The following is a 12873-nucleotide window of genomic DNA, read 5'->3' as shown; positions in this document are numbered from 1 at the left end:
GGCCGGTTTCCGCCGAAGGGCGGGCTCCCACCTCAACTTTGAGCCTTGCTGAAAAGCGCAAGTCTCAAAGGTTGTCCCAGGGTGTAGGCTGGCAGAAAACGCCAGCCTACACCCTCGACACAGCCGTCTCCGTCCTGGCTTCCTCCGGCTCTTGGTTGATTCCTGACCGGAAGCTGGTGTTAGGGCCAAGCCCCGGTGACCTGTCTCTGTTGGTCGTTGGGGTTGGTGTTGTGGGTGTTGATGGACATTGCCGCCTGCGTTTTCCAGGACTACGCCTGCTGTGGGGCCGGCTTCCGCCTGAGGGGCGGGCTCCCACCTCAACTTTGAGCCTTGCGAAGTTCGTGCAAGTCTCAAAGGTTGTCCCAGGCTGTAAGCCGGCTCAAAAACGCCGACTAACACCCTCGACACAGCTGGCTCCGTCCTGGCTTCCTCCGGCTCTTGGTTGATTTCTGACCGGAAGCTGGCGTTAGGGCTAAGCCCCGGTGACCTGCTTCTGGTGGGACGTTGGTGGTGTTGGTAGCGTGGTGTGGGATTGGTGTGGTCGTGCTAAGCTGTGCTGGTTGTTGATCCATGTCAGTGACCAGAGGCGGGCCAAACTGCCCGGCTGTGTCGGTGGTCTTGGCTGGGGTGCTTTCCCAGCCTAGTCCACGGGACGACTTTTGAGACCGCTCTTTGGCTCAAAATCGAGGTGGAAGCCCGCTTTTCAGGCTGGAACCGACCCCATAGCAGGGCAGTTTGAGCTCGCCGGCGGGAACGACAACTGACCACCAATTTGCCCTTAATCTAAAAAAATAGATAACCAAAAACGTCACTAACTTCATGCGGAAGGTTAGTGGCGTTTTTTGGCGCTATTCAGAAATTTGTGTAGGGGATACAGAATGTGACAGCGCCTGAATAGCGCAGTACTTGTTGGCTAAAATGGTTCGAGTTAGAGTTGTGTTCGGTATGCATCTATTTTGCAAGGAATTTCGCCAATGTTCAAAGGCTACAGTCAAATAGTTTGAAGGTGGCGGCGATAGTTGAAACGGTATCGCGATCCTTGAACCCATCATAACGGGTTGTTCCAATCGCTTCACTGGGGTTTTCCTGAAGTTTTGCTGGTCAATTGCCTCCGAATGAATTCAGAGGCTTGTCGCTCACGTGTCTGGCGACACAGTAGTCCAACATGCCGGTTAGGCACTCCTACTCGTAGTGGCAACATCATCGGGTAATTGACAGCTACCCGTTTAACTGCCAGGTTTACCCAGCAGTTGTTAGTTTCTTAATCTTTGGGTGCTTGATACCATTCAACCAATCTTGTCCAAGCATCTCAATATTCATGGCTCCTAATCGGTCATCGTTACAACGATACTGGCATTGAGCACACCAATATTCGTGAGTCTCGTGATGTCGGTTAGTTTTCTCAACCAGTCCACACTTGGGACAGCGTTGTGAGGTGAAAGCCGGATTAACTTTCACAACAGCACTTTGAATAGCCTGTGCCTTGTAGGTTAAGAACGATTCTAGCTGGAAGAAAGCCCAGGAACGATGACTATTACGCAGAGACTTAGGTAAGTCATCGGTGTTGAATGTCACGTTAGTTAAGTCTTCCAGGACAAAAAGTGTATGCGAACCGTATACTGCAACGAGTGTCTTAGCTAACCAATGATTCACATCGGTCATCCAGCGGTTCTCTCGTTGAGCTAGTCGTTTCAACTTCTTCTTGGCAGACTTGGTACCCTTACTTTGTAATTGCCGACGGATCTCTAAGAACTTTCTCCGCTTACGTAAGATTTGTTGACCATCAAAGAATAGCGTCTTTCCTTCATCATCAAAGGCAGTTGCTAGGAAGCGTAATCCACGGTCAATTCCCACAACATTAGGATTATCTTTGGCATCGAAATCACTAACTTCCTTTGTGATGCCGATGTGCAGAAACCACTTACCTCGATTGTGGACCAGCTTGGCAGTACCGAGCTTCCAGTCTTCAGTAAAGTACTTCTCAAATCCTTTGTCAGTGAACCCCAACTTAGTTCGTTTACCCAGAGTGGTGATTGAGATCTGTTGCATCTTGTCTACAAAAGAGTAATTACTCTGACGTACCAAGTCTGCTTGTGGCCGACGAAACTGGATGGGGGTCACCAACCAGTTCAGGTCTCTAGGAGCTTGAACCCATTTATGTTCCTCGTTCTTGTAACAGTAAGGATGCTGTTTCATCTGTTCCTGAACTGTCTTGTAACGAGCCACCACTGTCCGAAAGACAGACTGGACCATCTGACTATTGAGTGGTGATTCTTGTCTAAATATTTTGTACAGATGGTGATTGATTTTTAACCAACTTAACGGAAACCCATGGTCAAAGATCCATTGACTGACAATATTAGCTAATCGTTGATATTCCTGGCTCATTGCCAAAAATTGTTCTGCTTGATTCGTGTCTGGATAGAGTCTCAGCTTAATTGTCCGCCCTAATTTAACCAATGGATACCTCCCCTGTAGATTGGATTTAGTATACCATATTTAACTTCCTAGGGGAACATGCGTTTCGAGGGAAGTCATTAAGTTCTGGCATTCATCCCGCGATTAAAATCGCAGGTTTTCTGCTTGACTTTTAATAAATTCTCAGATGGGAAATGGTGGTGGGAATCAGCAGTAGCTACGACCAAGTTAAACGGCTAGGACCGCACAAAAATACTGGGTTCGCGGCATTGCGGACTCAGTATTTTTGTGAGATGTGAAAGAATAACTAGTCGGTCGAATCCAAATAGACAGACCAACAACCACTCTAATCAGGGCCAGTCCAACCAAATACACTTCGGGGAGACCAGCCCAGAGCAACCACCTGTCGGCCAGGCGGCTAGTGAAAAGCACGGTTGTCGTTAGTGACCAGAGGCGAGCCAAACTGCCCGGCTGTGTCGGTGGTCTTGGCTGGGGTATTTTCCCAGCCTAGCCCACGGGACGACTTTTGAGACCGATTTTTGGCTCAAAATCGAGGTGGAAGCCCGTCCCTCAGGCTGGAACCGACCCCATAGCAGGGCGGTTTGAGCCCGCCGGCGGGAACGACCAGTTACCGCGAACTTTTCACTAAGCCAACCTGACAGCCATTTGACAGGAAGCTAGCTGGGGGCGACGGAGAGGGTCCAAGTAATGGTGCTCTGGTAGTCGCCCGCCGTCACCAGTGGATCCTGGCCCAACAACAGTTGACTGTCGGTGACGTCGAAGTCCTGGCCGTCGTAATCGCTGGAGGTGTAGATCGTGGTGGCCTCATTATTGGCTGGCACGTTCTGGTCCAGGCGGTCGGCGGGGTCGTAGACGTCAAGCGTCGTTGCCCCTAAGTGACCATCGGTATCGGCATCCGCTAACGTAAATTGGGGCAGGGTCGCTGAGAGCGTCCAGTCGCCGCCGGTCTCGCGACTGTCGGTGACGCTTAGTGAGCCTTCGTCGTTGCCATCATAGGCGCTGCCATTGCTGTCATTGCTAGCGACATCCATGTTATCTAGCGTGACGTCGCCCTGACACAGCGTGGTGGCTTCGATACCACCGAAGTTAAAGTTGGGGACCGCCGTTAAGGCTAACAAGCCGCTCTTATTGACGGTCAGCAGCGCGGAGTTGGTGTTGACCGATTTGGTACTGCCATTCAGTGTGTAATTCAAGGTTGCATAGTACGATGTGCCGTTGTCACCCGCCACGGTAGCCTTGCTGACGGTGTAACTAGTCGCCGTCGAGTTTAGTGCCGTGGCTGTGCCGTCCTCGACCCGATACCAATTGGCAACGGTCATGCCATCCGGGAGATCTTTCAGGGTAAACGTGGCGTCGCTGCCTTCGTTAACGGTGACGTTTTGCAATGTCCCGATGGTAATCTTGACGGAATCACTTTTGCCGTTGCTGTAGCCGGTAATGGTGACGGTCCCGTGGTCGTCAGCGGTTCCACTAGTATCGCTGGAGGTATCCGTTGCGACCACGTTCCCGTATTCATCGACCGTGGCCAGCGACGGATTGCTGCTGGTCCAAGTGATGGGGTCGGTCGCGGTGCTTGGTGTGAGTGTCGCGTGAACCGTCGTGATTTCGCCGTTATACAGAGAGGTGCTGTCGGCACTAACTTTGATGCTAGTCGTCGGTACCCGGTTAGGCAAAACCGTGACGGTCGCGATTCGTGACCACTCACTATAGAAGAAGCCAATCCCGGTGAAGTCATATTCACATTGAAAGTACAGGTTGGTGACGCTGCTGACGGTGGGCGCCGTAAACGAATAGGTCGTGCTGTTGGAGCCAACGGTACTATACGTGTTGCCGCCATCGGTGGATTCCCACCAGACGTATTTCCGACTGCCAAAGGGGTTGGTCAGAGCTTCCAAAATGTTTCGGGTCCCCTTAGCGGATAGCGTGACCGTGTCGCCAGAAATATGGTTGGAGTCAATTGGCTCTTGGGTGAAACCACCAGCCAGGTTGATGCCCATGATCGTCGTTGGGGGAGACGTTGGGGTCTGGGGCGCACTGGCCGCTTGAGCAGAAATGCCGATACCGAGGGTGCTCAAGCCAATCAGGAGTCCAATTACCAACCGGATTAATTGCTGTTGCCATCTACGCATGTCCAACACCCCCAAGTCTTACGCGTGCGTATCGTTTGTTGATTGCGAATCGTCCGAATCATCGTCATCATCGTCGCGTGACCGCCGTTTGCCCAGCAGGTAGGCGCCAATGATCAACAGTAAGGATAAGAACAAGAAGAGGATTAGCCAGAGCCACCAGTAGGTCGGTTGCTCATCGGATTTGATGACGGAATTGTGTTCCGCGATTTGTTTTCGGGTCAGGGTAAAGGTGCCGCTGAAATTCCACGAGCGTTTGCCGCTGGTGACATGAAGCTTCAGCGTGTACTTGCCGGCCGATAGCTTTTTGTTGCCAAGGCCGACCTGGTAGTCGAACCAGCTGTTGGGTGCCATGGACCCGTTGTGCAGGTTTTCCGTGGCAATTTGCTTGCCCGTGCTGTTTTGCAAGACCCGGGCATCAATGTCCAGGCGGCCAAACATGGCGGGCGTCAGGTTACGGATGCGGGCGAACGCCGTTGGGTGGGTATTCGGTTGCCGCACGCCGACGCCGGCTAATTTTAAATTGGTGCGAAAGGTCTGACCGGGCTGACACTGAAGCGCCACGGCGGTGACCTCGGCGTAGCGGTTGTTCAGCCGGAAGTCGGAGGCGTCACCGTTTTCCGTTTGGGCCTTGGTGGCGTGCGGGTCGGTCACGAACAGGCCACCAAGGACCTCACCGGAGAAGCCGGCCGCGGGAATCTGGGTATGAAACGTGACCGTTTTCCCCTGGCGTGGCGCCAGCGTGATGCTGACGGGACCTGACGTCATTTTGGTAAACGTGGTCTGAGCCGAGGGGTCGGTCCGCTTGGAGGGGATGTAGACGGCGTTGCCGCTATCGGCGGTGGTGGCATTGACCGGGATGACCTGGAGTGTCCGGGAGGTGTTGCTGGGGTTGGTTACCGACAGTTTCAACACCTGGGTTGCGCCGGGCGTAACCTTTAGGTCGAAGTAGCCGGCCTTCGTCGAAATCTGATTTTTAGGCAGCAGGGGGGTCGCCGCAAAATTAGCGGGCACCTTGGCGGCAAAAGCGGGCGCGGCACCAGCCAGTCCCCCCGTCAGGAGTAGGCTGGCGGCGAGGAGGGGGTAAAGCCATTTGAATTTCATTTCAGCACGACCTTCCTTGAGGGTAAACCGCAGCCGTTGGCGGGGAGACGTCTTAGTCAGGTGACCTTAATTGCTTGGTGGGTTAGGAGAAAGCTGCTTGAGTAACTAAGACGAAAAGTGATCAGAAGCCGGCGTCAATCGCGACGCGGATGGTTAGTTAGATTAACCGGTTGCGGTAAGTATCGGGTTTAGCTAACGTAAACGGCTGGCTAAACCCGGACCTACGGGTATTAGACGCCACTCGGCTACGAAGTCAAACGGCGTCTAATCCCAAACTATTTAACTGACAAATGACGGCTGAGTGACTATTGTGCCGGTGTGGTAGTTGCTGGGGCATTTTGCAAGGCCCAGTAAAGCGTCGCGTCATAAGTCCCGGCAACGATGGTGGGTTGCTGATCGACCAGTAGGTTACTGCTCGTAGCGGTTGTGGCGCTGTTGTTGCCTTCACCCGTTTCAGCGGATGCGTTCCACAAGGTTTGGGGACTGCTGATCCACCCGTTGGTGACGGCGGACTGCGTTAATTTCAGACTGCTTGGGGCAGCGGTGGCACTGTTGTCGAGGGTACCCGGCGTCTGATTCAAGTTCAACGTTGCGTTGGTAATGGTCGACTTGCCTGAGGTAAAGGGACTTAACCCCACGGAAAGTGACCAGCCGGCGTTGTTGCCACGGAAGTCAGTCACGTTCAGGGTACCGGTATTGTTGCCGTCGTAAGCGGTTCCACTAGTGGGTGCCCCACTGGTGACCGGAACCGTGGTGTTAGCCGTGGCGATGTCTTTAACGCTGACGGTGCCCAACATGATGTTAGGTACCTGGTTCAGGCTCAACGTCCCGGGGGTCACCGTAAATTCCGCGTTGGACGTGGCTTCGGCATTGCCGGTGCTGTCCGCAACGTAGCCACTGGAAACGTTGGTCAAGTTACTGGTTGCGGTCCCAGGACCAGCGGCGCCGGCGACTAACGGATTCAAGGCCAGCACGGCTGCGGCGACGGCCACAGTACTGCCAACGCCACTCAGTAATTTTAGAACACGCATAATTTTCTCCTCCAATCTGGGTTAAACCCAAGTTTGACTAAGCAAAGTACCGACTTGGTTGGGTGGCCAACGGTGCCGGTCGCACTGGGGTGACAGGGGGCTGTTTGCGGGGGTTGGCCGGCAATGGTTGGTCACGGGAACCAAGTTAGGGTTAAATAAGTGTCGCTCTCCTCCGGTGGCAACTGTATGGTAACAGGGATTGGGTAGTGACCGTTATGGGAAAGCGGGGCTTAGCGTGGTGAGTACACCAACTGCAAAACGTGGGGTGTGTTTGCTGGTAAATTGTGGCGCAGCCCTCCGCGTGGTACAGGGGAGACAAAAATTGCCGGCTAATTGGCTGTTAGCACAATTAGTCGGCAATTTAAACAAGTTACTCGGTGGTGAGTCGCTGCATCAGGGTGACGTCATTGAGGACGTCCTGCAGGGTGATCTTCGCCATCTTGGCCTCCGCGGCGGCCTGAATCTCTTGGTAGTAGTTGGTTAAAACTTTCGGTACTGTTTGCCCGACCGGACAGTTCTCCGAAGTGTGGGTATCTACGTTGAGGAGTGGCGCCTGGTTAGGCAGCGTCGCGTAGATGTCTCGCAGCGTGATGGCCGCTGGTTCGCGGGCCAGCGCCAGTTGGGTTGGCCCGTGCGTTGGTGCTAGTAGGTCGTGGCGTTTTAAATTGGCCATGATCTTGCGGATGAGGCTGGGTGAGGTTTCTAGACTGCTGGCAATTTCTTGGCTGGTCATTTTTTTGCCTTTGAAGTAGGCGATGTAGACTAGGACGTGGATGGTGTCACTGAACTGCGTGTTCGCCATGTTTTTGGCGCCTCCTTTATTTTTGGGTTACATTGGTTTGGGGTCCAACAAATGTTGTTATCAGCGCCTCCGGGCTGGTGAAAATGGGCCGTGGCGCTGTGGGCGCACGTCTGGAGCCGAAGGGCGGTCTCCAGACTTACTTTGAGCCTCTGAGAAGCGAGTCTCAAAGATAGCAGTTGCCTAAGCGGGAAACCCGCTAAGGCAACTCCCACGGCTGAGCCCATTTTCACCAGCCCTGCGGCTGACACTGGTTGAACCCAGAACTAGTGGTGGGTTCAAATGAGTCGGCGCCGGTTCTTGCCGTCTTGATTTTTCCGTTGGTTGTGAGGTGGTCTGCTATATCTGGCGAGGTTTAATCTTGGCGCGCCTCTGGTCACTCCCACGATCGGCCCAGTTTTCCCAGCCCTGCGGCTGATACTGGCTGAACCCAGAACCAGTGGTGGCGGTGTCGAATGACTCGGCGCCGGTTCTTTCCACTTTGATTTTTTGCGTTTGTTGTGGGAACGCTGTTAGCCGTTGAGCAGATTATACTTGAAAATAGATGAATGGAATTGTTGAATACAGTTGGTAGTTAAATAGGAATCACAAATCATTTCTGTATTATATTCTATAACACTTTGGTAAAAAAATCAGGTAAAACCGTTTGATTAAATTAATTTAAGCGAATTCATTGACTTTAATCGTTAATTGACGTATCTTAAAAGTGTACTTAAAAATAATACAAAATATAAAAACACATCAGGGGGTCTGCATTATGGCAGCAATTATAATTTTTGGTAAGGGTAACATGGGTCAAGCAATCGGTGACGTCTTCACGCAAGGTGGGAACCAGGTTAGTTTTATTGACGCTGGTGACGCCGTTGAAGACTTGGGTTCAATCGTCGTTTTGGCTGTGCCATTCAACGCTGCGTTGAGCATTGCCAAGGCTAACCAAGCCGCTTTAGCTGGCAAGGTTGTCGTCGACATTACCAACCCATTGAACTTTGACACTTGGGACGAATTAGTTGTTCCCGCTGACAGTTCCGCAGCCGCACAAATCGCTGCCTTGTTGCCAGATTCCAAGGTGGTTAAGGGCTTCAACACGACTTTCGCCGCAACTTTACAGAGCCGCAAGGTCAGCGACCAAGTCCAAACGACCGTGATGGCCGCTGGAGATGACGCCGCTGCTAAGCAAGAATTAGCTGACGCCTTGACCGACAGTGGTGTGGCCTTCGTTGACGCTGGTTCATTGAAGCGTGCCCGGGAACTCGAAAGCTTTGGTTTCTTACAAATGACCTTGGCTGCCAGCGAAAAGATTGGCTGGACCGGTGGCTTCGGCGTTTTAAAGTAAAGAGTAGAATAGAAGATTAGTGAAATAGTAAGGGCCCGAGAACATCAACGTTCTCGGGTCCTTTTGTGAGTTGCGGAAGGGTATCATTTTCTAAGAACCTGTTATACTGTGTTGCAAGGAGTGATTCGGTAATGGCTAATCAGCAAAATGAGCAACACGTAAACCCTGAAACTGAGGCGGCAAAAGCATTAAGCGTGGCAATTCAACAGGAAATCGCCGCTGGCCGGGTTCGAGAAATTAAGACCGACAAGGAATTAGACGAGTGGTTGTTAGAGCCAGACGAAAACAAGGATTAAGCCAATGTTGCTGGCTTAATCCTTGTTTTAATATGATGCGCATCAATTTAGAACTGATTAATCAATACGAAAAACTGAAAATAGATGATCATTGTTAGTGACCAGAGGCGGGCCAAAGTGCCCAGCTGTGTCGGTGGTCTTAACTGAGCGATTTTCTCAGTTTAGAGCACGGGACGACCTGAGAGACTGGTGATTTTCCAGGTTTTCAGGCGAGGTGGAAGACCGCCCCTCAGGCTGGAACCGTTCCCCACAGCAGGGCGCTTTGAGCCCGCCGCCGGGAACGGAATCAATCACCTATTTTTAGTCGACAACGACCAAGGACTTGATCGCTTCACGCTTCGTCATAGCTTGGTAAGCATCGTCAATGGCGTCCAAGGTGAAGGACTTCGTGAAGACCTTCCCAGGATGGATGTCACCGTCGAGCACGGCCTTCAACAAGGTTTGCTTGTCGTAGGTCGTTACGGAAGCGGGACCCCCAGCGATGATGGTGTTGCTGTAGAAGGAGCTGCTCATGTCCATCTTGGGTTCGTGAGGCAGGCCAACCCGGCCGACGATGGCGCCTGGACGGCCGACCTTCATGGCGGTGTCGTTAGACTGTTCCGTCCCGACACATTCGAGCACGGCGTCGGCACCGGCGTTGTTGGTCATGGCCATCACCTTGGCAACCGCGTCGTCACCACGTTCAGCGATGATGTCGGTGGCGCCAAATTCAGTGGCCAGCTTTTGCCGGTCTTCGTGACGGCTCATGATGATGATCCGCTTAGCCCCGCGCATTTGAGCGGCGATGACCCCACAGAGACCCACGGCACCGTCACCGACGACGACAACCGTGTCGCCAGCGGAAACGTTAGCGACGCGAGCGGCGTGGTAACCGGTAGCCATGACGTCGGCTAAGGTCAGCAGGGACTTCAGCATTTCTTCGCTGTAGTCGGCTGGCTTGCCAGGAATCTTGACCAGGGCCCATTCGCCGTGTTGGAAACGAATGTATTCGGCTTGCACGCCGTTACTGAAGTTGTCGGTGTGGTTTTGGCAATCGCCGTCAAAGCCGGCCCGGCAAGCCGCACAGTGACCGCAACCATGGGTAAATGGCGCGATGACAAAGTCGCCGGGTTGGACAGTCGTGATGTCGCTGCCGACTTCTTCAACGATCCCGATGGCTTCGTGGCCGGTGTTTTCGGAATGCTTTTCCTTGTCTTCGAGCCCGCGGTAAGCCCACAGGTCGGAGCCACAGACGCAGGTCCGGACAACGTGAATGATGACGTCATCGGGTGCTTGCACCGTTGGCTTGTCAATATCTTCAATTTCAACTTTTCCAGGTTCCATGAACATGGTGGATTTCATAAGTTTGTGACCTCCTAAATATATCTAGTTGAATTTTAGGCGTTTAAATTTTGAATGTAAAGTAACTGAACTTTTCAATTCTTCTGTCGGGTGAGTGGTATTTTCACGTCACGCCTCTGGCCAGGCCGCCTGTAGGGTTGTGATGACTGGCTTGACCCGCGAGGACGCGGATGTTAAATAGTTGGCGTAAATGGTCATGTGGGCCGCCGCATCACTGATGGGCAGGAGTCGCCGGTTGTCGTTGACCGTGGCTTCAGGCGGCAAGGCCGAATCGAAGGGTGAGACGTTGGTGGCAAAGTAGGGGAAGTCGGAAAATTTGGTAATCTCCGCCAACGCTTCCCGTTCCTTTTGGTAGAAGAACTTGGCGTCGGGGATGTTGTCCTGGATGATGGCGCGCCAGGGGCCGATGTCGACGGGTACCACGAAGCTCAGGCCAGCCAGATCCGCGAAGGTGACTGTGGACTGATTGGCTTGATACATAAATTGGTTGAGGTAGATGGCCAGATTTTCCGTGCCAATTAGTTGGCTGGCAATGTCGGTGGCGGTCAGCGGGTGGTTGGTGAAGACTAACGTGTACGCGTGATTGCGGAGACTTTCCGCTGGTTTGGGGAGTGAAGCGACGGGGGCAAGTTGGAGGTTAGCGGGCAACCGGTCTTTCAGTGATTGCAAGACAATCATGGGTCCGGGCAGAGAGGCCGCCACTTTAAGCACGCGTTGATTGCGGTCAAAGTTTTGAATGCGGACCGCGGTCTCGTGATTAGCCTGTAATAACTTGGCGGCTTCACGGGCGGCGAGTTCCCCGGTTGCGGTCAGGCGAATCCGATTGGGTTGACGGTCAAAGAGCTGCACGCCTAGGTCGGTCTCGAGCTTTTGCATGCCCCGAGTCACGGTCGGCTGTGTCACGTTGAGCGTAGCCGCCGTTTTAGCCAGCGTTCCCGTCTGGGCAAAGGTAATGAGTTCTTGGAGTAGGTAATTGTCTAGCAAATTGGTGAACCTCCTTGATGGATAAACGGAATTTTGAGCAGGGTGCGGAGGTACTTTGAAGTGCCTTCTTTTATTTGGTGGGGGCGTGGCTATAATGGATTTTGTGGTTAAGGCTGAAGGCCAATCAGTCATTGCTGATGAGGGGTTAATTGGCGATTTAAAGTTGGCTGTACCGCAAGGATGATAAGAATTGGTTAGCCGTTGTTAGTGACCAGAGGCGGGCCAAAGTGACCAGCTGTGTCGATGGCCTTAGCTGAGTGGTTTTTACTCAGCTTAGCCCATGGGACAACCTTTGCGACCGCTTTTCAGGCGCAAAGTCGAGGTGGAAGCCCGTTCTTTGGCTGGAACCGGCCCCACAGCAGGGCGCTTTGATCCCGCCGGCGGGAACGGACTAGCTGCAGCGTCCCGGTCTGTTTTCACCGTCCCGGAGGCGAAATCCAAGACTAGTATACGCTAAACGAATACTAGCATAAATTATTGGTAATTTTCAACGGATTGGATTGGGACTATAGTAATCTCATCAGTTAAGCGAAAGGCAAGATGAGTTAAATGACAAATGTCCCAACAATTAAATTAAACGATGGTCATGAGATGCCACAATTAGGCTTCGGGGTCTTTCAGGTTCCCGATTTAAAGGAATGCGAAGATGCCGTGATTGCCGCCCTACAAGCCGGTTACCGGTTACTGGATACCGCGACGGCTTACCAAAACGAAGAAGCCGTTGGCCGCGGCATCAAGCGCAGTGGCGTGCCCCGCGACGATATCTTTGTGACCTCGAAGCTGTGGGTGTCTGACTTCACCTATGACCGGGCCAAGCGGGGCATCGACGCCTCACTGGCACGCCTGGGCCTGGATTATTTGGACTTATACCTGTTGCACCAGCCTTACGGCGACACGATGGGAGCTTGGCGCGCACTGGAGGAGGCTCAACAGGCCGGCAAGATTCGCTCGATTGGGGTCTCCAACTTTTACGCCGATCAGCTGAAGAACCTGGAGCTGACCATGAACGTGAAGCCGGTGATTAACCAGATTGAGGTCAACCCGTGGTACCAACAGCCCACTGAGGTGGCGTTTAACCAGGGCGAAGACATCCGCGTCGAAGCCTGGGCGCCATTCGCCGAGGGCAAACATGATATTTTCACCAATGAAACGATTGCTGGGATTGCCCAGGCTCACGGCAAGACGGTGGGACAGGTCATCCTGCGGTGGCTCCTGCAGCGCGGCATCACGGTGATTCCCAAGTCCGTGCACGCAGAACGCATGGCAGAAAATATCGACGTCTTTGATTTTGAATTGACTCCAGCAGAAATGACCACGATGGCGGCATTGGACCGGCAGGAAAGCCAGTTCTTTGACCACCGCGATCCGGTCACGATTGAACAAATTTTCGGTTCTAGTTTAAAACAATTAAAGGAGTAAG

Annotated in this window: 10 protein-coding genes; 3 read left to right on the top strand and 7 right to left on the bottom strand. The window is 52.9% G+C overall.

What is annotated here, in order from left to right; genetic code table 11:
- Positions 1-1239 precede the first annotated feature (1239 nt).
- The 5 genes from EKM84_RS03500 to EKM84_RS03480 form a co-directional block, all read right to left on the bottom strand.
- Positions 1240-2460, bottom strand: coding sequence for an RNA-guided endonuclease InsQ/TnpB family protein (locus tag EKM84_RS03500; RefSeq protein WP_125763710.1), 1221 nt, complete (start codon positions 2458-2460; stop codon positions 1240-1242).
- 635 nt (positions 2461-3095) lie between these two features.
- Complete coding sequence (locus EKM84_RS03495; RefSeq protein WP_125763709.1) at positions 3096-4568, bottom strand: Ig-like domain-containing protein; 1473 nt, start codon at positions 4566-4568, stop codon at positions 3096-3098.
- An 18-nt stretch (positions 4569-4586) separates the two neighbouring features.
- Positions 4587-5669: a DUF916 and DUF3324 domain-containing protein gene (locus EKM84_RS03490; protein ID WP_125763707.1), complete on the bottom strand. Its 1083-nt coding sequence runs from the start codon at positions 5667-5669 to the stop codon at positions 4587-4589.
- Positions 5670-5974: 305 nt separating this feature from the next.
- Positions 5975-6700, bottom strand: coding sequence for a WxL domain-containing protein (locus tag EKM84_RS03485; RefSeq protein WP_125763705.1), 726 nt, complete (start codon positions 6698-6700; stop codon positions 5975-5977).
- A gap of 370 nt (positions 6701-7070) precedes the next feature.
- Positions 7071-7502: an Rrf2 family transcriptional regulator gene (locus tag EKM84_RS03480; protein WP_125763703.1), complete on the bottom strand. Its 432-nt coding sequence runs from the start codon at positions 7500-7502 to the stop codon at positions 7071-7073.
- A 754-nt stretch (positions 7503-8256) separates the two neighbouring features.
- Here EKM84_RS03480 and EKM84_RS03475 point away from each other — a divergent pair.
- On the top strand, positions 8257-8832 hold the full coding sequence (locus EKM84_RS03475) for an NADPH-dependent F420 reductase (RefSeq protein WP_125763701.1): 576 nt from the start codon (positions 8257-8259) through the stop codon (positions 8830-8832).
- A 131-nt stretch (positions 8833-8963) separates the two neighbouring features.
- Positions 8964-9128 (top strand): hypothetical protein, encoded by a 165-nt coding sequence (locus tag EKM84_RS14125; RefSeq protein ID WP_164511287.1) that lies wholly within the window; start codon positions 8964-8966, stop codon positions 9126-9128.
- Positions 9129-9428: 300 nt separating this feature from the next.
- On the opposite strand, the gene EKM84_RS03470 is transcribed toward EKM84_RS14125, so the two are convergent.
- Positions 9429-10469 carry an alcohol dehydrogenase catalytic domain-containing protein gene (locus EKM84_RS03470; RefSeq protein ID WP_125763699.1) on the bottom strand — a complete coding sequence of 347 codons (1041 nt, stop codon included), beginning with the start codon at positions 10467-10469 and terminating at the stop codon, positions 9429-9431.
- Positions 10470-10577: 108 nt separating this feature from the next.
- Positions 10578-11453 carry a LysR family transcriptional regulator gene (locus EKM84_RS03465; protein WP_125763697.1) on the bottom strand — a complete coding sequence of 292 codons (876 nt, stop codon included), beginning with the start codon at positions 11451-11453 and terminating at the stop codon, positions 10578-10580.
- Positions 11454-12002: 549 nt separating this feature from the next.
- Between EKM84_RS03465 and EKM84_RS03460 the strand changes: the two genes are divergently transcribed.
- Positions 12003-12872 (top strand): aldo/keto reductase, encoded by an 870-nt coding sequence (locus tag EKM84_RS03460; protein WP_125763695.1) that lies wholly within the window; start codon positions 12003-12005, stop codon positions 12870-12872.
- Position 12873 lies beyond the last annotated feature (1 nt).

The sequence above is a fragment of the Levilactobacillus mulengensis genome (assembly GCF_003946045.1).
Classification (GTDB): domain Bacteria; phylum Bacillota; class Bacilli; order Lactobacillales; family Lactobacillaceae; genus Levilactobacillus; species Levilactobacillus mulengensis.
Note: the sequence above shows the minus strand (reverse complement) of the source record. Positions and strands in the feature narration are given on the sequence as shown.

What these genes read in the sequence shown, in the direction of transcription:
- EKM84_RS03495 (WP_125763709.1), bottom strand. Translation starts at nt 4,568, where the DNA reads ATGCGTAGATGGCAACAGCAATTAATCCGGTTGGTAATTGGACTCCTG.
- EKM84_RS03490 (WP_125763707.1), bottom strand. Translation starts at nt 5,669, where the DNA reads ATGAAATTCAAATGGCTTTACCCCCTCCTCGCCGCCAGCCTACTCCTG.
- EKM84_RS03485 (WP_125763705.1), bottom strand. Translation starts at nt 6,700, where the DNA reads ATGCGTGTTCTAAAATTACTGAGTGGCGTTGGCAGTACTGTGGCCGTC.
- EKM84_RS03480 (WP_125763703.1), bottom strand. Translation starts at nt 7,502, where the DNA reads ATGGCGAACACGCAGTTCAGTGACACCATCCACGTCCTAGTCTACATC.
- EKM84_RS03475 (WP_125763701.1), top strand. Translation starts at nt 8,257, where the DNA reads ATGGCAGCAATTATAATTTTTGGTAAGGGTAACATGGGTCAAGCAATC.
- EKM84_RS14125 (WP_164511287.1), top strand. Translation starts at nt 8,964, where the DNA reads ATGGCTAATCAGCAAAATGAGCAACACGTAAACCCTGAAACTGAGGCG.
- EKM84_RS03470 (WP_125763699.1), bottom strand. Translation starts at nt 10,469, where the DNA reads ATGAAATCCACCATGTTCATGGAACCTGGAAAAGTTGAAATTGAAGAT.
- EKM84_RS03460 (WP_125763695.1), top strand. Translation starts at nt 12,003, where the DNA reads ATGACAAATGTCCCAACAATTAAATTAAACGATGGTCATGAGATGCCA.